General features: G+C 69.7%; 19 protein-coding genes and 1 pseudogene. 10 read left to right on the forward strand and 10 right to left on the reverse strand.

Annotation, left to right across the window (positions count from 1 at the left end):
- Positions 1-21: 21 nt before the first annotated feature.
- From S1361_RS01185 to S1361_RS01195, 3 genes and pseudogenes are all read right to left on the reverse strand, one after another.
- Positions 22-294 (reverse strand): annotated as a pseudogene (locus S1361_RS01185) (diadenosine tetraphosphate hydrolase); the annotation flags it as partial.
- A gap of 700 nt (positions 295-994) precedes the next feature.
- A complete protein-coding gene (locus S1361_RS01190; RefSeq protein WP_208029990.1) occupies positions 995-1288 on the reverse strand; it encodes a hypothetical protein in 294 nt (97 codons plus the stop codon).
- Between the two features lie 61 nt (positions 1289-1349).
- Positions 1350-2333 (reverse strand): SMP-30/gluconolactonase/LRE family protein, encoded by a 984-nt coding sequence (locus S1361_RS01195; protein WP_243769016.1) that lies wholly within the window; start codon positions 2331-2333, stop codon positions 1350-1352.
- A gap of 120 nt (positions 2334-2453) precedes the next feature.
- Between S1361_RS01195 and S1361_RS01200 the strand changes: the two genes are divergently transcribed.
- Positions 2454-2894, forward strand: a complete 441-nt coding sequence (locus tag S1361_RS01200; RefSeq protein WP_208029991.1) for a MarR family winged helix-turn-helix transcriptional regulator — start codon at positions 2454-2456, stop codon at positions 2892-2894.
- Between the two features lie 188 nt (positions 2895-3082).
- Here S1361_RS01200 and S1361_RS01205 read toward each other — a convergent pair whose 3' ends face one another.
- The 3 genes from S1361_RS01205 to S1361_RS01215 form a co-directional block, all read right to left on the reverse strand.
- Positions 3083-3289 (reverse strand): hypothetical protein, encoded by a 207-nt coding sequence (locus S1361_RS01205; RefSeq protein ID WP_208029992.1) that lies wholly within the window; start codon positions 3287-3289, stop codon positions 3083-3085.
- Positions 3286-4791, reverse strand: coding sequence for an MFS transporter (locus S1361_RS01210; protein WP_208029993.1), 1506 nt, complete (start codon positions 4789-4791; stop codon positions 3286-3288). The genes S1361_RS01205 and S1361_RS01210 overlap by 4 nt, the downstream gene beginning before the upstream one ends.
- A gap of 301 nt (positions 4792-5092) precedes the next feature.
- Entirely contained in the window at positions 5093-5515 is a 423-nt protein-coding gene (locus tag S1361_RS01215; RefSeq protein ID WP_208029994.1) for a MerR family transcriptional regulator, read from the reverse strand.
- A gap of 54 nt (positions 5516-5569) precedes the next feature.
- Between S1361_RS01215 and S1361_RS01220 the strand changes: the two genes are divergently transcribed.
- The 6 genes from S1361_RS01220 (at position 5570) to S1361_RS01250 (ending at position 13534) form a co-directional block, all read left to right on the forward strand.
- Entirely contained in the window at positions 5570-6541 is a 972-nt protein-coding gene (locus S1361_RS01220) for an SDR family NAD(P)-dependent oxidoreductase (RefSeq protein WP_208029995.1), read from the forward strand.
- Positions 6542-7402: 861 nt separating this feature from the next.
- Entirely contained in the window at positions 7403-9808 is a 2406-nt protein-coding gene (locus S1361_RS01230) for an ADP-ribosyltransferase domain-containing protein (protein WP_243769017.1), read from the forward strand.
- A 550-nt stretch (positions 9809-10358) separates the two neighbouring features.
- Entirely contained in the window at positions 10359-10598 is a 240-nt protein-coding gene (locus tag S1361_RS01235; protein ID WP_208029996.1) for a hypothetical protein, read from the forward strand.
- Between the two features lie 330 nt (positions 10599-10928).
- Positions 10929-12530: a hypothetical protein gene (locus tag S1361_RS39790; RefSeq protein WP_208029997.1), complete on the forward strand. Its 1602-nt coding sequence runs from the start codon at positions 10929-10931 to the stop codon at positions 12528-12530.
- Between the two features lie 120 nt (positions 12531-12650).
- Positions 12651-13052, forward strand: coding sequence for a carboxypeptidase-like regulatory domain-containing protein (locus tag S1361_RS01245; protein WP_208029998.1), 402 nt, complete (start codon positions 12651-12653; stop codon positions 13050-13052).
- A gap of 323 nt (positions 13053-13375) precedes the next feature.
- Entirely contained in the window at positions 13376-13534 is a 159-nt protein-coding gene (locus S1361_RS01250; protein WP_208029999.1) for a hypothetical protein, read from the forward strand.
- A 157-nt stretch (positions 13535-13691) separates the two neighbouring features.
- Here S1361_RS01250 and S1361_RS01255 read toward each other — a convergent pair whose 3' ends face one another.
- Both S1361_RS01255 and S1361_RS01260 read right to left on the reverse strand, forming a co-directional pair.
- On the reverse strand, positions 13692-14003 hold the full coding sequence (locus S1361_RS01255) for a hypothetical protein (RefSeq protein WP_208030000.1): 312 nt from the start codon (positions 14001-14003) through the stop codon (positions 13692-13694).
- 466 nt (positions 14004-14469) lie between these two features.
- Positions 14470-14937 (reverse strand): MarR family winged helix-turn-helix transcriptional regulator, encoded by a 468-nt coding sequence (locus S1361_RS01260; RefSeq protein WP_243769018.1) that lies wholly within the window; start codon positions 14935-14937, stop codon positions 14470-14472.
- Positions 14938-15064: 127 nt separating this feature from the next.
- Here S1361_RS01260 and S1361_RS01265 point away from each other — a divergent pair, with 127 nt between their 5' ends.
- On the forward strand, positions 15065-15514 hold the full coding sequence (locus S1361_RS01265) for an SgcJ/EcaC family oxidoreductase (RefSeq protein WP_208030002.1): 450 nt from the start codon (positions 15065-15067) through the stop codon (positions 15512-15514).
- A gap of 406 nt (positions 15515-15920) precedes the next feature.
- Here the strand turns inward: S1361_RS01265 and S1361_RS01270 are convergent, their stop codons facing one another.
- Entirely contained in the window at positions 15921-16583 is a 663-nt protein-coding gene (locus S1361_RS01270) for a response regulator (protein WP_208030003.1), read from the reverse strand.
- Positions 16580-17704 carry a sensor histidine kinase gene (locus S1361_RS01275; protein WP_243769019.1) on the reverse strand — a complete coding sequence of 375 codons (1125 nt, stop codon included), beginning with the start codon at positions 17702-17704 and terminating at the stop codon, positions 16580-16582. The genes S1361_RS01270 and S1361_RS01275 overlap by 4 nt, the downstream gene beginning before the upstream one ends.
- A 120-nt stretch (positions 17705-17824) precedes the next feature.
- Between S1361_RS01275 and S1361_RS01280 the strand changes: the two genes are divergently transcribed.
- Positions 17825-17971 (forward strand): hypothetical protein, encoded by a 147-nt coding sequence (locus S1361_RS01280; RefSeq protein WP_208030005.1) that lies wholly within the window; start codon positions 17825-17827, stop codon positions 17969-17971.
- 382 nt (positions 17972-18353) lie between these two features.
- Positions 18354-19898, forward strand: a complete 1545-nt coding sequence (locus S1361_RS01285; protein ID WP_208030006.1) for an alpha/beta hydrolase — start codon at positions 18354-18356, stop codon at positions 19896-19898.
- Positions 19899-20442: the final 544 nt, after the last annotated feature.

Here is a 20442-nt window from a genome sequence, read left to right on the forward strand (position 1 = left end):
CCGCTTCGCGTCTGCTTGCTGTCAGTTCGCCGAGCGAAGACGGTCCAGCTCGTCTCCGATCGCCGTGCGCAGTGGGTCGTGCTGGGGTCCGAGTGCGTACTGCTTGTCCGTCCACCTGTCGCGGGGATAGAGCCACACCGGCCTTCGCACCAAGTCGGTCGGCTCCCATTCGAACCGGGGCCACACGTGCGCATGCAGAAACCCGTCGGTGTTGCCCAGGATCTCCAGGTTGGCCCGCCGGAAGGACGCATCCATGCGACGCGATGCTCGCTCGACTGCTTCTCCGAGGTGGTCCGGCACTCCCGACCCGATCCATCCGCCAGTCATCAACCATGGCCGGAACCTACCCGGTCGCGATTCCCTCCCGTCACAGGACGGCGGAGGGCATCTCAGTCGACCGCCACGTTCCTGGTCCGGAACAGTGCGGCCGGACTCACGGAGCTCCTGGCCGGAGAACTCTACGGCTGCCGGGTGGAGGTCGAACACCTCCACGTCCATCTGCCCCGCGTACTGACCACCGCCGACAGCACCCGCACCACCAACACCGAGCGGAGGTTCCCCCGATGAACCGTCGCGTGTTCCGCCCTTGCGGCAAGGCCACCAGCGCCCTCTCCCAAAGACCGGCCGCCGTCGACGCGTTCGGTGGCATACTCGCCGCCGAGCGTGCCCTGGAGCCCTGGGTCGGCCGAGATCTGATTGCTGCCACCCACCAAGTCGGTCCGCTGCTCGTTTCACCAGCTGACGGCCCGCCGGGCTGCTCCAGAAGGGCCATGTCCTCCAGCCCCCGGAAGGCAGGGCCCTTCTTGCGTTGCCAGTGGAAACGGCGTGGGACGCAGTGTCATGTTGCGGCCCGGCCACCCGGCGCCACCACCCCATTCGCCCTGCTGTGGATCGGGGCAAGACACGGTGGGCGGACGTGCCAACCGTCGGTGATTACGACGTCATCACCTCCTGAGCCCTTCCACAGAATCCCCTGACGCGGTGCCACTTGTCCTCACGTGATCGAACCCGTTCGCTCGTGCCCAGCGGCAGCTGCCGCGGCATCGGTGGCCAAGCCACCGGCATCCAGCGGCAACGAGTGCTCGCCGTCGCGATCACGCAGGCTGACGGCCAGATGAAGTGCCGTGGTTTCGCCGACGATCGGCTCGGGCACCGTGGCGCCTGCGAAGCCGGCCCTCAAGTACGGCCACAGGTCGACGTGCCGGGTCTCTCCCCAGCGGTCGGTGAGGGCCACGGTCAGCGCTTCGAGCTGAGCTCGGAGAGCCGCTTTGGCCTCCCGAACAGCCATGCCGTCGGGATCGTCCCGGAATTCCGGGCCGGCCAGCAGCTGATCAACCGGGTCAGGGCCGTCAGATCCCGCTCACCCACGCCACCGTGAACGGCGTCTCGGGCGTCCCCGGCCCCATCGGGCCGCCCTTGTCGAACTGCGAGCGGACGACCAGCAGCCGGCCATGACGGCGGGCGAGCGTGGTCGGGATCTGCAGCGCGGCGTCGGTGACTCGCTGCTCCAGCCGCGCCGTGTGGGCGTACGCGTCCAGACGCCAGCGGCTGACGGTGTTGACGGTGTTGTGCGCGGCCCAGAGCGTGCCGTGCGCCAGCTCCAGCCCGTCTCCGTGCTTCAGGTCCCCGCCGTGGAGGGCGACTTGGCGCACGGCGCCGCTCGCCAGGTCGATCCGGTACAGGCCGCCACCGGTCATGTCGACCACGAGCAGGTAGCGCCCCGCCGGGTCGGCGACGATGCCGTTGAGGGTGTAGGCGGCCGGGGACCGGGGATCCCGTACCGCGCTCAGGTCGTGGCTCACCCGAAGCGACGCCACTTTGCCGCGGGCCCGGGCCAGGTCGGCGGGTGTGACCGCGTAGACGACCGCGCGGGTGCTGTCGGTGAGGTACGCGGTGCCGTCGGGGGCGATCGCCAGGTCGTTGGCGAAGCGGGGCTCGTCACCGGGCACCTGGAAGCGGGTGAGCAACGCGCGGTCGCGTACGTCGTACACGTCGACGCCGCTGGTGGAGTCGATGACCCAGAGCCGGCCGGCCCGGTCGACCTTCAGCCCATTGGCGGTGTGCCGGCCGTCGGCGCCCGCCGGGAGGAACACCTCCGCGGTACGGCGGCCCGGAGCGGCCCGGTAGACGGCACCGGTGGTGTACGAGCCGACGAACGCGTTCCCGGTGCGCGGGTCGAGGCCGATGCCCTCGGGGTAGACGCGGTCGCCGGGGAGTGTGAAAGCGGTGGTGATACGGGGCACCGTGGCCGCCTGAGCGGCCGGCACCGTGGCGGCGACGGCCAGGGCCCCGGCGGTGGTCAGGAACGTACGACGGTGGATCGAATGGGACACGACAGACCTCTCGGTTCGGATACCCACAACGATACGAACGTAGATTAGAGTTCTAATCCTCGTCAATGCATTAACCATCGGGAGGACGCTCATAGATGAGGGGCTCGCTACCATGCGGGGATGACGTCCATGCCCGTGTCCGAGCGTCTCGGCTCCCACATCAAGCGGGCCGAGCAGGCCCTCAATGCGACCAAGACCGCGGTGCTGAAACCGGCGGGCCTGACCGTCGCGCAGTACTCGGCGCTGGTCCACCTCGCGGGCAACCCGGGCATCTCCGCCGCGGCCCTCGCCCGGCTGTGCGGGGTCACGCCACCGACCATGAACACGGTCCTGAACAACCTCCAAGGCCGTGCCCTGATCGAGCGCACCCCGCACGAGTGGCACCGCAACGTCCTCGAGACCCGTCTGACCGAGCAGGGACTCGCCGTGATGGCCGACGCCGACGCACGGGCCGTCCGGGTGGAGCGGGCCCTGGCCGCGGAGTTCACGGACGAGGAGCGTGAGGCACTGATCGGCCTGCTGGGACGCTGTGTGGCGCTGCTGGAGAAGGAACGACCCTGAGGCGCCGCCGGCCGTCGCCGCCCGCGGGTGGGCCGGGCAGGCCCGCGCCGCCTGGGCAACCGTTCCGCGGCGGGACTGAACCGTGTCGTCGACATGCCCGAGCTGCTGGTGGCACTGGGCCAGCCGATGCGCGGGAGGCCTGTGGCGGACGTCCACTGACGAACCGAAGTGATGCCGCACCCGCCCGCTCACCGATGGCACAGGGCACTTGCGAGAAGGTCTTCACCGCCCCGCTCGCCCAGGCCGACGCCGAAGGCGGCCTGGGCCGGGTCGTCGCGGTCGGCTCCACGATCGTGCGTGCGCATCAGCACGCGGCCGGGGCCCGGCAAAAAGGGGCGGCCGGCGAGCCGGCAGACCATGCCCTCGAACGGTCCCGCAGTGGACTGACCAGTCATGCCGACGGTCTGGGCGTTGACCGGCCGATGGTTGCGCGCTGGACGGTGACGGCGACGAGGGCACCGAGCAGGATGATTCCGCCCAGGGTGAGGAATGTGATCTCGATTGCTGTCGCGAAGGCTTCGTCAGCGGCTCCACGGACGTGGTCTTGTGAGGCGCTCGGCAGCTGGGCGAGTAGATCGGTGTCGAGCCGCTCGCGTGTGAGGGCGTCATCGAGAGCGCTCTGTTCTTCCGGAGTGAAGGCATCGCCGGGTTTCAGGAGGCTGTTCCGCTTCTGCCATTCAACGGCGGTGAACAGCATGTTTGTCAGTGCGAGCCCGAGAGTGGCACCGACCTGCCGGGCTTGGATCGCCAGACCTGCGCCGACACCCTTGGCCGAGCCCAGAGCGGTGTCCGCAACAAGTGTGGTCGCTGACGGGTAGACCAACGGGGGCGCCAGCCCGAACAGCAAGAGGGCTGGAACAAGAAAGATGATGCGCCTGTCGAACACCTCGAAGGTGAGCCAGAGCAGACAGACACCAAGGGCGGCCATGCCCGTAATGACCAGCCGCCCACCGTGGCCACGCTCAGTCAGCTGTCCCACGAGTGGCGAAAGCACGATGGTCCCCACGCTGGTGGCCAGCAGCAGTAGGCCCGTGCGAAATGCACCCATGTCAAGTACGTGCTGAAGATACAGCGTCATGTAGAGGACGAGAGCCAGTGACGCGCACTGGACGAGGGCCAGAGCGGCCAAGGGGACGGATGTCGTGGCGCCGCGCAGAGGCCGGAGATCAAGCAGTGGGCTTCGGGCGCGGCGCTCAGCCAGCACGAAGGCGACGAGCAGCGCGATACCAGCGGTGAGCGGAGCGAGCGTCCCGACACTGGTGAGCCCCCAGTCGGAAGAGCGTTCACAGGCGAAGACCAGGAGGGCGAGCCCGGAAGCGATGAGGACACAGCCCACCGGGTCCAGCGAGGTCGTGGCGGGAGCGCGTGTCTCGATCAGGTGCCGCCGGGCCAGGACGACGACCAGTACAGCCACAGGGACGGTGGCGGCAAAGGCCCACCGCCAGCTCCCGTACTGAGCCAGCAAGGCGATGCCCAAGGGCATAGCGATGGCGAAAACGGAGACCACCGTGGTCTGAACGCCGATAGCCCACCCATGTTTCTGAGCCGGTAGGGCGGTGGTGAGGTTCGCCAGAGCGAGCGGTACGGCCAGCGCGACGCCCAGACCCTGCACGGCGCGAGCTCCTACAAGAAAAGCCCCATCGGGTGCGACGGCACACAGTGCTGATCCGGTGACGAAGCAAGCCATGCCAAGGAGAAAAACCCGGCGTCGCCCGATCGTGTCGCCCAGACGACCGCTGACGACGGCAAGCGCGCACAGCGGCAGGAGCGCAGCGACAACGACCCAATGCAGGGCTGAGCTGTCCAGTCCGAGGTCGCGCTGGACCGCCGGCAGGGCAACGATGATGCTGGTCAGGCTGGAAAACAGCAGAGCACTCGCAGTCACTGTGGCGAGCATGGCGGCCCGCTGCTGGGTCGTCAGGCTTCCAGAATTACCCATAGGCCCCACTCTGCCGACTGTCAGCGGGTTTGGCCTTCGCGGTGGCTGGATGGGCGACAGGGAACAGCAGCCTGTCGTAGCAAGCCGTCGGACTGGCCACCCGGCCTTCCTCACCCGGCACCTGGCGACCAAGTCGGTGCGCGACGGCGTGATCCTCGGCGCGGCCGTCGGCTTCGCGGCCTCCGAATCCGCCGGCTACGCCTTCACCGCCCTGTTTCGAACGGGGGCGAGCAGCCCGCGCAGCATGTTCGTCGTGGTATCAGACCGTCGGGTCCCAGAGCCCACCGGCCTCGCCGCGGGCAAGGTGCTCGGCGTAGACGCCGACCTTCCAGGCGATGACTGAGCGACATGCCTCCAGCGCCTGGATCTGCGCCTCGACTCGCTGCTGATGTGCGTCGAGGAGCTGCAGCCGTTCTGCCTCGTTGCCCGGGCCATGCCGTACCAGCTCGGCGAACCGTTTGAGGTCGGCCAGCGGCATGCCGGATTCGCGCAGTCTGACGCAGATCAGCAGCCAGTCGACATCGGCGGTGGTGTACCGCCGCCGTCCGCCCGCGGTGCGCCGGACCGGTCCGACCAGCAGGCCCTCGCGCTCGTAGAAGCGCAGTGCATGCACGCTGAGTCCGGTCCGCTCGGCCACTTCGCCGATACTCAGTGGCTCCGCACGGGTTTCGACATTCGCCATGCCGCCAGCCTAGGACTTGATCTAGACCTCGCTCTACTTTCTAGCGTCGTCGGCATGACCATCAGCGATCAGCAGCCGCTCGGCTCGCCCTTCTCCGACACCAGCACCGCCGAGGACGTCATCGCCGGCCTCGACCTGTCCGGCGCAACCGCCGTCGTGACCGGGGGTTACTCCGGACTCGGATTGGAAACCACCCGAGGTCTGGCTGCCGCCGGGGCCCGGGTCATCGTTCCGGCACGCCGACCCGGCCTCGCCCGCGCCGCTCTCGCGGATGTGGAGGGGTGCTACGTCATCCCCATGGACCTGGCGGACCTCGCCAGCGTGCGGGCCGCCGCCGCACAGATCACTGACTCCTTCAGCAAGCTCGACCTCCTCATGGCCGTCGCAGGCGTCATGGCCACCCCGGAGCGACGCGTCGGGCCCGGCTGGGAAGGCCAGCTCGCCATCAACCACTTCGGACACTTCACCCTCGTCTGCGAGCTCTACCCGCTCCTGGCCGCAGGCGACGGTGCGCGCGTCGTCGTCAACAGCTCCGCCGGGCACACCTTGACCGGCATCCGCTGGCACGACCCGCACTTTTGTACCGGCTACGACAAGTGGCTGGCCTACGGTCAGGCCAAGACCGCCAACGCCCTGTTCGCCGTGCAGTTCGACGCTCTCGGACGCAACGACGGCGTCCGGACGTTCGCTCTTCACCCGGGCAAGATCATCACCGGTCTCCAGCGAGAAATGACTCTCCATGAGCAGATCGAACGTGGATGGGTGGACGAGCACGGCAACGTGATCGGCGCCGACTTCAAGACGCCCTCCCAAGGCGCCGCCACCGGCCTGTGGGCCGCCACCTCCCCGCTCCTGCGCGGCCGCGGCGGACTCTACCTCGAGGACTGCGACGTCGCGCGCGTCTCCGCCCCCGCCGCGCCCATGGACGACGGCGGCGTCCGCGCCTACGCCATCGACCCCGACGCAGCAGCACGGCTGTGGGAACTGTCCGTCGCAGCGACCGGGGCTACCCCGGTCACGCGATGAACCCGTTCTCTGCGTGCACCGGGCTACGCGCCGCTGCGGCACCCGGCGCGGGAAGGGGAGCCTTCGGCCTCGTCGCGGGCGGCCCGGGCCGGCTCACCCGGCGATCCGCCGTCGTCGGAGTGGGAGGGATCCACCGCAGGGCCGTCACGCCGAAGCCGACCTCGTCGCTGCTGATCCCTACGGGGCCGAAGGCCAGTCGTGCTCCCTGATACAGAGCGGCCAACGCCCTTGGCGCCTGCGCGTCGATGACGGCCCGGTGGATCTCGGGTCACCACTCCTCCGGCCGGCCGAAGTCACCGCGGCGCAGCGCGATCCGCTCGCGGTCGACATCGACCCGCTCCAGCGCGCGGGGGATGCCCCGCGGGCACAGCCCTCTAATGTCGCCTCGCGCCCACGGTCGGTGGCTCCCCGCTCACGTCGTGCCCGCCCGGTCGCGACCGGTGCCGGCGCCGTCCCCACGCAGGGCCGCCCGCCGTGCCTGCAACAGCAACAGCAACAGCAACAGCAGACCTTCGTCCGTCGGACGGGAAGCCCGTTGGCCGGGGCGCGCGTCTCACCGGCTGGGACGGTACGAGTGGTAGCTGTCCTGCCTCGGGGCCGGCACGCATGCCTGGTTTCGATGGCCTTCCGCCGGCTGAGAGGAGGCGCCCCCGTACGCACGCGGCGGCCCCCGGCGTGCGAGCGCGCCGACGGCGGGGGCCGGGGCCCGTGCGGGGAGCGACGTGCCGCGGCTCCAGGCCGGTGCCTGCGACGACCGCGCAGTATGACGGTGGCTCAGCGCTTCTTTGTGGGGGCTGCGTTGTCAGTGGTGGGCGATACGTTCGGGGTCTTGGAACCGCTGGTGCACGACAGGAGTGGACGATGACCGAGAGCAGTGTGCTGCCCGCACTCAGGGTGGTGCTGACGGACGTCAACGAGCGTGTGGTGGAGGCGTGGCGTGCCGCGTTCGCCGACACCCCCGGCATCGAGATCCGCAAGGGTTCGATCCTCGACGAGGACGTCGACGCCTGGGTCACCCCCACGAACTCCCGGGGGCGGATGGACGGCGGGGTCGACGCCGTCATCAAGCGGCACCTGGGGTCCGGTATCCAGGTGCGCGTTCAGCGGGCGATCCGCGACCGGTTCTCCGGTCCCATGCCGGTGGGTAGCGCGGTCTGCGTCCCGTCCGGCGCAACCGTCCCCCGGTACCTGATATCCACGCCGACGATGGTGCGGTCCTCTCAGAATGTGAGCGCCACGCTGAACGTGGCGTTGGCGTGCGCGGCCGCTTTCCAGGCCGTCCACCGGCAGAACCGGAAGAAGCCGGGCAGTATCCGTTCCGTGGCGCTGGTCGGGATGGGAGCGCAGACCGGCCAGGTGCCGGCCCGGGTGTGCGCCAATCTGATGTGGACCGGCTACACGCTCTTCCACGACCACTGGTTCGAGGACGACGACGAGCTGCGGTCCACGATCATCTCCCAGCTTCACGGGATCGAGAATGCGCCCGTCGACCGGCGGGTGCGCATCGTGCCTCCGGCGGCCGTCACGCCCGTCGCCCCCGCGCCGCACACTGCCGCTCCCGCTCCCTCTGCCGACCCCTGCTCTCCTTCTGCCACGACGAGCGAAAGCGCCTGCGCCATGACCGGATCGACAGCCGGCGTCCCGGCTCCTGGCCAGACGCCGCAGCCCCATCCCGATGCGGACGACCCCCTGGCCCTGACCGAGCTCTTCGACGGCGGCGGGCAGGCCTGGCTCCCGCTGCTGAAGCCGGTCATCGAGGCGCAGCCGGACGCCGCACGGTTCATAGGCAAGGACCGCAGCCACGAGGTGGTCCCGGTCCGCGAGCTGACGTTCCAGGCGCTCAAGCCGAACCCGCCGCACAAGTGGAAGGTCGTGGTCTTCGGTCAGAACCCCTACCCACGGCCGGAGAGCGCCACCGGCATAGCCATGTTCGACAACACCTTCAGCGACTGGAAGGACAGCCGGTTCGGCCGGGTCGTCAGCATCCGGTGCCTCATCAAGGCGGCGGCGATGTGGAAGTACGGCATCGCCAAGAAGACCCCGATCGCCGACGTGCGGGCGCTGCTGAAGGAGCGGGACACGGTCCAGCCGCCGGAGTGGTTCCAGGCGATGCTGACGCAGGGCGTGCTCCTGCTGAACGCGTCGCTGACCGCGAGCGGCGACGGGGCGATGGGTGCCGACCAGCACACGGCGTTCTGGCGGCCGGTCGCCGAGCGGATCATCGAGGAGATCCTCAAGGCCAAGCAGGACGCGGCCGAGGAGGACCGCGGGGTCGTGTTCGCGTGGTGGGGGGCGCACGCCCGCAGCCTGAAGCGGGTCGTCCTGCGGCTCCAGGAGAAATACCCCGACGTCGAGGTCCGCCACCTCGACCACGCGAACCCGGCGGCACAGGGCGACGTCTTCTGCGAGGGCGACCACTTCGCCCAGGTCAACGGCGCCCTGACTTCGCTGGGCGCCGACCCCGTCGACTGGCTGCCGAGCAAGGGGTGGAACCTGCCGGCAGCCGGCGTAAGCGGTGCGGACGGGGGTGTTTCGGCGCGCATGGGCGCTTTCATCGAGTCGACCATGAACCTGCACCAGCTGTACCTGGAGCGCCTCACCAGCGTCAAGGACGAGGGCCTGGTCCTGCCCGCGATCACCGGGGTGTTCGACACCCCGCTGATGGACTTCCAGGACGCCGTCGCCCCGGTTGGCGCGGCACTGTCCGGGCTCGCCGGGCACATCCGGCGCTCCCGCGACTTCGGCAAGCTGCGTGCGGACCAGGCGGCCGGCGGGGGCCTGTCCGCGGACGCGATCGCCGCGCTCCACCTCTACACCTGCGAGTCAGCCTTCTACCGCGAGATCAACAGCGTTCTGCGCTCCCCCGACCGCACCAGGGTCACGCCCTACCTGCCGTACCTGCGGCTGCTGTTCTCGGCCGTATCGCACTTGCCGGCCTACACGCAGCCGTTGTGGCGCGGGGTGTCGCTGGACCTCCGGGCGCAGTACCCGGTGGGCCGGACGGTGACCTGGTGGGGCGTCTCCTCGTGTACCTCCGAGCTGAAGGTGGCTCGGGCGTTCTTGGGCAGTCGCGGCAAGCGGACCCTCTTCGAGGTGACGCCTGCCCGGGCGGTCGGGATCAAGAGCTTCTCCGCCTTCACCGGCGAGGAGGAGTACATCCTCACCCCCGGTACCCAGCTGAAGGTGACCGAGGTGAAGAACGAGCCCCGCGGGCTGTGCACGGTCCGGCTGAGCGAGGTCACGGACAACGCTCCCCTGGTGTCCTGAAACCGCCCCTGCCACTCCACGGTGGCCACGGTCGTGGCCGCCGAACACTCGGCCCGGCAACCATCTCGCAGAGGCCGACACCGGTTTCGTCGCTGCCCCTGCCGCAGTCTGAGGTGGCTTTGTTCACGAATAGGCACGAACAAAGCCACCCGGCTGTGTTCTGCCCCTCACCGACGACCTTCGGTGCACGCACAAGCAGTTTGCGACCGACGTGTGTAGTGCGGGCAGGCAGCTGTTTGTGGGTCCGCGATCCGACCAACAGCGTCATGACGCCGCTGCCTGCCGGTATCAGGTGTGTAGCGGTTCCGTACCACCGCCCTGGAAGCCTCCCGTCCCAACCGAGGCGCCCATCACCGTCGACCCTGTGCAACCCGAGCTGATGGGCGCACTCGTGGGAGCCGGCGCCGGGGTCTTCGTCGGTGCTTCCGCTCGGGCTGCCCGGCGCACGACATCGTGTGCGCCACCTCGACCAAGCTACATCTCCTCCGTCAGCGGTGGCAGCACCTGGAGCACGCCGACCACGGTCGCCGGGCCCATGTCCCTGTCCCAGATGGCCAATTCCACGCAGGGCCGTATGGTCGGCGACTACCTGTCCACCTCCGTCATCGGCGGTAAGGCGGTCTGGGTATTGGCCGTAGGCAAGTCCCCGACGAAGTGGCAAGCCTTCGACGAGGCGCTCTACACCGCCGGACCCCTCGCCGTTGCCGGCGGCAGCACCGCCTCCACGCCGCGGGGCGCCGCCACCGTCTCGTCACCGCAGCTCATCGAGCCGCTCCCGATCCGGCACTGATCTCGCCGCCGTCCGCCGCGAGGTGTGCTCCGGTGTCCACCAGGGCGCACCTCGGCCACGTGCGGTGGTGAAAGTTTGGCTCTTATGCGCTGTTGCGGGCCCAAGGCGCTGTGACTGCCGCCGTCTTTCGGGCGAGGTGGTGCACCAGTTCCCTTTCACAGGAAGGGAATTCGGACCTATTTCGGATCCTTTCCCCAGGCTCTTGGTGGGCCGGTCACGGATCGCTAGGTTCCCTGCGGTGCGGCGGCAGGGCTCTGCTCAGCACTTGTGGGGGGAGTGGCGACCGATGTCGTCGTGCATCCATTCCCATCATCGAGGGGGGACTTCAGCATGTCCGGTTCCATCCGCATGCCCCTGGCCGGGGCCAGACGGCGAAGACTGGCCGTCTGGGCGGTCGTGCTCCTGATCCTGTCGTTCGGCCTGGCGGGCCTTCAGTCCACGCCCGCGTCCGCCGCCCCGCGCGGCGACGGAAGTGCAGCCCACGCGGCGACCGGCGGCGGTGCTCGGGTGACGGCTGCCGTCTCCGACAAGCCGCGGCAGTACACGGCCGAAGAGCTCGCTCAGCTCAACACCCGGCTGTACGACGAAGACACCATGGACAAGGGCAAGGCCGGGCCCAAGCCCAACCACGCCGCGCTCAGTAGCGGGGTCACCGCACCGTCCTCAGTGCGGTCCTTCGCCAACGTGGTCCGCGACAGCGCCATCCCGACGTCCGGGATATCGGGCGGCGCCTCGTACCTGTCCTCTACGCAGGAGCCGAGCACCGACGCCAACGGCTCCAACATCTTCCAGACCGGCAACTGGTACGCCACCCGCTCCACCGACAACGGCGCGACCTGGTCCTACCTCGACCCCTACTCGCTGTTCGGATCAGGGTTCTGCTGCGACCAGGTCACCCAGTACGACCCGACGACCGGCCGGCAGTTCTGGCTGCTCCAGTTCAGCGACCACCTGACGATCGCCAACGCCTCGGCCTCCGGCCCGGGCGCGTACACCGGCTGGTGCTACTGGAACATCACCCCGAGCTGGATGGGCCTGGCGAACACCACGGCGCTGGACTTCAACGACATGTCCATCACCAACAACAACGTCAACATCTCCACCAACTTCTTCCCGAGCGGCGGGGGAAGCGGTGCCGGGCTGCTACGACTACCGAAGAGTCCGATGAGCACCTGCAGCGGGTTCAACTACAACTACCTGACCCGCACCGACAACCTCACGTTCAAGCTGGTGCCAGGGTCCACCGACACGCTCTATTGGGGCAGCAACTGGGGCCAGACCAACGGCAGCTCCTTCCGCGTGTTCGCGTGGCCGGAGAACTCCGGGAGCTACTCCTGGTGGGACCGCACCGTGCCGTCGTACGGCTTCTACACCCGCAACAGCGGCCAGAACTGCGCCAGCACCGACGGTGTGGTGACCAACTGGTGCCAGTACGCCGACTCCCGCGTCCTCGGCGCCTACCGAACGAGCGGGCTCATCGGCTTCTCCTTCAACGCCAAGCAGGACAGCAGCCACCCGTTCCCCTACACCCGGTTCGTCTGGTTCAACGAGTCCGACAAGAACCTCAACGGCTCCGGTGACCTGTGGGGCAGCTGGGGCGCCATCCAGTTCGCCTCGCTCGCGCCCAACTCGCTCGGCCGGGTGGGCCTGGAATTCGCCTGGGGCGGCGGCACCGGCGGCACCCACTACTACCCCGGCAGCGGCATCAACTCCCAGCCCGCCAACGCCATCGACACCAGCCCCAACTACTACCTGTGGGGCGCCGGCAACACCTGCACCTACGCCGGCCTGCCCCGCTGGGGCGACTACCTCACCGTGCGCACCTACAAGGCCGACCCGACCCGCTGGGTCGCCGCCGGCTATGCGATGAAGGGTGGGAACTGCGGCGCCACCGGGGCCTACCCCGAGCCGCACAACGTTCTGTTCTCGTAACATCACCCTCAGCGAGCAACCCGTGGGTCGGGCGGGGCATCGTCTCCGCCCGGCCTCCGAGCCATGCCCGCACAGGAACCGACCAGCACCACGGGAAGTCCAACCCGTATGAAGAGCTCCATGTGTGGCGCACTCGCCACCCTGGCGCTGGCTGCCATGCTCTCGGCCACTGCATGCGCGGGGGCCCATGGAGCCGGATCGCCGGGCGCGTCCGACTCCGGGATCAAGGGCCGCACCATGGTCGACGGCGGCTGCCCGGTGGTCCGCGAGCAGAGCCCCTGTCCCGACCGGCCTCTGCGCGCCCGGCTGACCATCACCAGCGGCGATCCGGAGCGAACGGTCGCCGAGACCACCAGCGACAGCGAGGGCCATTTCCGTGTCTCGCTGCCGCCAGGCACCTATGTCGTCCGTCCCGCCAACCTCACCGGCGCCGTCACTCCGATCGCCCAACCGGTGTCCGTCACCGTCACCAGCGGGCGGTTCACCACGATCGTCATCCCCTTCGACTCGGGCATCCGCTGAGGTCGTCTCCAGCCCCTCGAAGGCGACGGGCGGCAACCGAACTGCGGCCGAAGACGTCGCAGCGACGTCCGGTGGCACCGGGGAGTGAGTCCTGATGGCGGAGGGCAGCAGACGCGGTCAACGATCTCGGCCATGGCTCGCGGCCGTCCTGGTCGCCCCTCCTGCCTGCTGACCACCTGCGCAGGCAGCGGCGGTGGCTCGGAAGCGGACTCGGCGCCCCCACGTCCTTCCGCAGACCCGCCCACCCCGACTCCCTCGGGGAGTGGCACCGGCACGCCGGAAATGCCGCGGGTCCCTGGCCGGAGCCGCGCAGCAGCAACCCGGTGCTGGCGCTGGTCACCTCCACCGCCACGGACAGCAAGGGCGTCACCCAGGTCACGGTGCGGGCCGCGCGCACCGGCTCGGCGACCGCCACCTGGGGGCCGGAGAGCACGCCCCTCTTCACGCTCCGGCTGAGTGTGGCGACGTGTCCGCTGCAGTGAGCCGAACGTACGGCGGCCGGTGCGCACCGGCCGCCGTATGCCGGGGTCGGTCGTGATCAGCCCTTACGGCCTTTGAGGCGTCGTACGTCGAAGGACCAGATGCCGCGTCCGTGCGTGGCGGCGTACAGCTTGCCGTCGGGGCAGATGCGGAACTGCATCACGGCCATGCCGGGCAGGCTGTGCCCCAGGACCAGCCACTTGTGGGTGCCGGCGGGGCGGTAGAAGGTGGCCAGGTCGGTGCCGAGGGCGAGGCTGCCGTTCGGACGTCGGACAGGTTGGCGGAGATGTCCGTCCAGCTCGCGCCGCCGTCCTTGGACTCGAAGACGTGGCCGACACCCGCGCCCGGGCCTTCGGTGAAGCGGCGGGAGAAGCCGTTGACCAGCACGGACACGTGCTGGGCGTCGGCCGGGTCGACTTCGAAGCCGGAGATGTAGCGGTTCGGGATGGTGCCGTCGACCGGGAGGTGCAACTGGTGCCAGCCGGTGCCGTCGGCGTTGCCGACCGCGATGCGCGGGTGAGGCCCTGGTTGTGCAGGGGCCGCACCAGGCGACGTAGACCGTGCCGCCGGAGGACGATACGGCGGTGGCCACGTGGCCCTCGCCGAGGTCGTAGGCGCTCGTCCACTGCTTGCCGGAGCGGATCGCGAAGCCCCTGGTCTGCACCCACACTCGGTGGCCTCCACGGGTCCGTGGTCCACGAGCCGTCGTTGACACAGCGGTTCTGGGTGACCCACATGTCGAGGTAGACGTACTCGGCGGCGATGTTGCAGCCGTTGGAGGAGTCGGCGATGGTGTCGCCGCCGAAGTTGGAGCCATGACCTTGTCGCGGCCGCGCAGGATCGACTGGCCGTTGTCCTGCAGACCGCCGGTCACCGAGACCCCGCCCTTGGTGAGGTGGGGCTGCCGCTGGCGAACCTCGGAAGACCGCCCTGGAGGTCAGCCGCCGCTCTCCGGCCGGGCGGCCCTCCTGCGCCTCGGCGCGAGCGCCTTGCGGATCTCCTCGGTGGCCGCCCGGAACGCGGGTGCGGCGTGCTCGAAGTAGTCGAAGAGCACCGCGCGCTGCTCGGGACTGTAGCGGGACAGGACCTCGGCGATGCGGCGGCGGGCAGGCCCCACGACCTCCTCCACGCGGGCGAGCGCGTCGGGGACCGGCTCGACCATCACCCGGCGGCGGTCCCGGGGGTCCGGGGCGCGGCGCGCGTACCCCGCCCGCTCCAGACGGTCGATCAGGCGAGTGGTGGCACCGGTGGTCAGGCCGGTTCTGGTGGCGAGCTCCCCCGATGTGAGCCCGCCCTCCACCGTGATCAGGCTGAGCGCGTACCACTCCGAGGTGTGCAGGCCGGCCGCTTCCGCGCTGGCCAGCCCCTGAAGACCGACGGCGTCGAGGTACTGACGGAAGATCACGTGCTCATCCCCGCTGTGTGAAGGGGTTGCCACCTGAGGAATCCTCTCCTAAATTTATCTGCACGGATGCAGATACTGCTTTCCTTCAGATTCTGCACACAGTCTAGCGAGCGAGGAGACCCCACCCATGCCCCACACCCCGGACGCCGCCGCCGTCACCTCCGTACTGGCCGAACTCGTCCACGCCTGGGAGCGCCACGACGCCGACGCGTACGGCGCGCTGTTCACCGAGGACGCCACCTACATCACCTACGTCGGCACCTTCTACCAGGGGCGCCGGGACATCGTGGACAGTCACCGCGCCCTCTTCGGCGGCTTCCTCAAAGGCACCAGGCTCGCGGACGAGATCCTCGACATCCGCTTCCACGGACCGGACACGGCCGTCGTCAACGGTCGCGGCGACACCTACAAGGGCACACGACCGCGCAGACTCACCAAGATCCAGACGTACACCCTGGTCCGCGAGCACGACGGCCACTGGCGCATCGCGGCCTTCCACAACACCAAGCGCAAGCCGCTACTGGAGTCGATCTCCTACAGGTTCGCCCCGGCCCTGGTCCCCGCCGCCGAGAGGTGAGAACACCGGCGGTACGCGGGCGAGACTGCCCCGGTTCCCGGCGTGATCCGAAGCGGGCCCGTTCAGCGGACGCGCTGCGGAGCAACCGGAACATCTGCCCCGCCTTCCTCGACCAACCGGCGGACATCACCCGGCTCGGTCACGCGACACCAGGCGAAGAGGCCTACGCCGCCGTGGACCACTGGGTGACGCAGCAGCGCGAGGCGCTGATCGCCGTGTGGGACGGCGAGCGGCCCGCGGGCTGGGAGACACTGCGGACGCGGCCACCCATGCGCGGCGACTCGGCCGCACGGTCAACGTGGGCCGGCCGCCGGGCGTGCGCCAGCCGTGACAGTGCCAAGCGGGCCGCTCGGTCGGCTCGTTCGCCGCCATCGGCAACGGCCGGCATGTGCACGGAGGGGTCGAGTCAGTCGGGGTGGACGATGCGGCTGTCGTAGGCGAAGACCACCGCCTGGACGCGGTCGCGCAGTTCGAGTTTTTGAAGGATGCGCCCGAGGTGGGACTTCACGGTCGCCTCCGCGAGGCACAGCGTGGCCGCTATCTCCGCGTTGGACAGGCCGCGGGCCACCTGGATGAGGACCTGGCGTTCGCGGGTGCTGAGCAGGCGCAGCCGTTCCTGCTGCCGGTCGCTGCAGCCGCTGGGGATGTGCGGGGAGAACTTCTCCAGCAGCCGGCGGGTGATCCGGGGGGAGACGACCGCGTCTCCGGCGGCGACGTCGCGAATGGCGGTGAGCAGCACTTCGGGCCGGACGTTCTTCAGCAGGAAGCCCGCTGCACCGGCCCTGAGCCCGGCGAACGCGTACTCGTCGAGGTCGAAGGTGGTGAGGATGAGTACCCTGCTCTGCGGTGAGACCCGGGTGATGCGACGGGTTGCCTCGATGCCGTCCGTACCCGGCATGCGGACGTCCATGAGGACGACATCCGGGCGCAACTGCCGGGCGAAGCGGATCGCCTCGCCGCCGTCCGCGGCGCCCCCGACCACTCTCATGTCCGGCTGGGCGTCCAGCACGGTGGTGAAGGCCATGCGCAGCAGTGCCTCGTCGTCGGCGAGGAGAACGCGGATGGTCACACCACCACGTCCGCTTCACGGCCGAGGTCGAGGCGGGCGGCGACCTGCCAGCCACCGCTCGGCAGCGGCCCGGCCCGCAGCGTCCCGCCGTGGGCGGCAACTCGGTCGCGCATGCTGCGGATACCGAGTCCCGAGGCGGCGTCGGCCTTCTGCCGGGGCGGTCCGTCGTCCGTGACGTCGACCGTGACGGTGTCGGTGTCGGTCAGGCAATGGATCCTGATATGCGCGCGGGTGCCGCGAGGCGTGTGTTTGAGCGTGTTGGTCAAGGCTTCCTGCACCAAGCGGTAGACGGTCAGTTGTGCGGCGACGGGAACGGGGGTCGGGTCGCCCCTGATCTCCAGGCGGGTCGGCAGACCGGCACGGCGCATCTGCTCGGCGAGGCCCTCCAACTCGGCCATGCCGGGCAGCGGGTGTCGTTGCGCCTCCGGCTCGTCGGTCCGCAGGAGGTGAAGGGAGCGCCGCATGTCGGTCAGCGCCTGCCGGCCGGTCTCGGAGATCTGGCGCAGTGCGGCTGATGACGTGTCGGCCGACCGGGCGTAGGGAGCGGAGTCGGCCAGGGCCACCATGACGGACAGGTTGTGGGTGACGATGTCGTGCATCTCGCGGGTGATGCGACTCCTCTCCTCGGCCACTGCGAGCCGCGCCTGCTGGTCCCGTTCGCGTTGGAGCTGTGCCGCCCGCTCTCTGAGGGCGCGCGTGTTCGCCCCGAGGGAGGCGGCAGCGGCGGCGAGCGCGCTGAGCGCGACGGCGGTGGACAGCAAGTGTTGCTCACTCGCCCAGCGCTGACAGGCCAGCAGTATGCCGCCCTCCATGACGAGGCAGGCGATCAGCAGCCGCTGCCGCGTGGTGTACGCGGCCACCGTGTAGAGGGCGACGAGCAGGCTGATCTCGGCAGGCAGTTGGTACCCCAGCAGCCACTGGGCGAACGCTGCGGCGGCCACGGCACCAAACACCGTCCAGGGAGACCGGCGGCGCCAGATCAGGGGCAGCAGAAGACCCAGGCTGACCGCCACTGCCGCAGGTTCGGCGGCGACCGCGGGCAGCGTGGCCACCCCCAGCGCAGCCACCAGCAGGACGTCCCACGCCAGGGGCGGGATGATCCGAGCGCCGGCCCCAAGCACGGCCGTTGCCGGCCGGGCGGACAGGAGCGCGTGAACACGAAGCGGTGTCATCGGTCACCGGGCCTTGGAGACGGGCCGGTTGAGTGCTGCTGCTGTGATCACGCGTGTGTTCCCTCGTGGATGGCGCCTGCGACGGCCCTGCAGGTCGTGTCGGTCGTGTCGGGCGTGACGGTCGTGACGGTCGTGACGGTCGTGACGGTCGTGACGATGGTGACGGTCGACAAGGCTAGGCCGCTGGTGCTGCGGTGGCATGAGCCCGTCGTATGAACGCGCCTCTCCCGGACTGCTTCCTCAGCAGGAGCGACGGTCCTACCCCGGTGGCAAAGCCGGCCTTTGACCTGGGTCCCTGCCTGCTTCGTCAAGAGGCCCGGGCGCGACGGCCGGGCGCATTGAGCCCCAGACTGCGCCCCCAGTCGTAGACGACATGTCGTACGTGATGCGGCTCAACCGTGGAAACGGCAGGTCACAGCCCCGTACCAGGGGTCCGTCTGAAGGACTGCGCCGTCATGGGCGCGGAGCCTGGGCGAGCGACCGTGAGCTGATGTGCCGGTCAGGTCCCGCGGCCTAACTTCGGCAGTCGACATGCAGAGCAGCCGGCGTACCCGCTGTCGATCACGTCGTCTGACACCCAATGAAGCGAGGAGAGGTCATGCTGCGAGTCCGTGGAACAGCTGTGACGGCCGCCGCGGCGGTTCTGGCGAGCGCGTCCCTGGTCACCGCGTGCACGCCCCGGGGCGCCACCCCGGCCGGGAACGCCGGGCTGGCCCGATTCGAGCACCAGGAGATCATCTGGCACGGCTGCAAGGACGGGCCGAAGGACACCGAGGGCGCGGCACTGGACCAGGCCGGAGCCCGGTGCGCCGAGCTCACCGCGCCGCTGGACTACCGGCATCCCGACGGCCGGACCATCAAGGTCGCCGTCTCCCGGTTGCCGGCCACAGACAGCGCCCACCGGCACGGCACACTCTTCTACAACCCCGGGGGCCCTGGCCTGCCCGTCCGGTACCTGTCCCTGCAACTGCGTCGCGCCGCTCCGGTGTTGGCCGCCCGCTACGACGTGATCGGCATGGACCCCCGGTTCGTCGGACGCAGCACACCCCTCGACTGCCACTGGCCGGCTGTCAGCATCGGCTCCGCCGGAGCCGACCGCGGCACATTCGACGAGACCGTGAGGCTGGCCAGGGATCTCGCGTCCCACTGCGACAGCCGGCGATCCGTTCTGCCCTACGCCTCGACGCGCAACACCGCCCGCGACATGGACGTCATCCGTTCAGCCCTCGGTGAGCACAAGATCAGCTATCTCGGCTCCTCCTACGGCACGTACCTGGGACAGGTCTACACGCAGCTCTTCCCGGACCGCACCGACCGCGTGGTGCTCGACAGCACCCTGGACGCCGACGCCTTCGGACCGGAGCTGACCCGCACCCTCGGCCCGTCCGTCACCCGAGCGCTACGGCACTGGGCGGCCTGGGCGGCCCGTCGCGACGGCGCGTACCACCTCGGCTCGACCACGGCCCAGGTCATGCACGCCATCAGCCGGCTCGACCAGAACATCGGCCGGGTTCCCGTCAAGGTCGGCACCCACACGGTCAGCAGTCGCAACCTGCCCCAGCTCCTGTGGAACGTCACCGCGGGAGACGACGACGAGACATACGCGGGCTACTCCGCCGACGTCAGGGTGCTGGTACGGGCAGCCCACGGCGACGCGGTCCGGCCCACCCCCACCCTCGACCAGGTCCTGACCGACCTGGCCGCCCCGGACACGGACGCAACGTTCGCCGCACAGACCGCCATCGAGTGCGCCGACCGGGCAGCCGCCTCCCGCGACCCGGAAACCTATTACCGCGACATCCGGCAGCACCGCGCCGACGACCCCGTCTTCGGGCCCCTCACCCGGACCGTGACCCCCTGCACCTTCTGGCCGACGACCCCCGCGGAGCCCCCCACCGACGTGCACAACAGCGTGCCGCTGCTGATGGTGGGTGCCACGGGTGACCCGGCCACCGTGTACCAGGGCCAGTTGGCTGCCCACCGCGACCTGGAGGGCTCCCGTCTGGTCACCTTGCGCGGCGCGTTCCGGCACACCGTCTACGCAGGCCTCTTCGCGCCGAAGAACGCCTGCATCGACGAGGCGGTCAACCACTACCTCACCACCGGTGTCCTGCCCTCCCACGACAGCACCTGCCGGAACTGAATTCGCCTGGACGGCCCGCAGCGCGTCGGGCCTCCGGCACGCGCACGCAACTCGTCGTGGGAGATGGACTCCTCGCCGGAAGCGGCGGCCGGCTGCTCGCCCCAGGAAGCCGGACGCGGTGATCAGCGCCTGCGACCACCTCCGGGTCGTGGAGGCCGACGAACAACCGCGGCTGCCCGGCTCGCCAACGCCGATCCGCGGATGTCTGCACGGCTCGCAGACGTCACCGAACGGATCGGCGTCCCAGTCACCGCCCCTGTGCGTTCTCGAACTTGATCCGTACGTGACTCCCTGGCCCTGGAGGCCGTCGGGCGCATCCTCCCGGCCCCTGCACATTCGGCGCAGTCCCGGCCGGGGGCGGCCAAAAGGCGTCGCCCACGCGGTCATCGCCTTCGTCGCGCAGAAGCGACCCGGACCGCCTGCGGCCTGTCATCGCCCACGCACCTCCGCGCGGCCTTCCCAGCCGCACGCGGCCTCTCCTGTGGGACATGGCCCCAACCCTGAACGATCGGCGGCGAGTCAGGCGCTGTCGCCGGAACAGTGC

The organism is Streptomyces cyanogenus (assembly GCF_017526105.1).
Lineage (GTDB): Bacteria > Actinomycetota > Actinomycetes > Streptomycetales > Streptomycetaceae > Streptomyces > Streptomyces cyanogenus.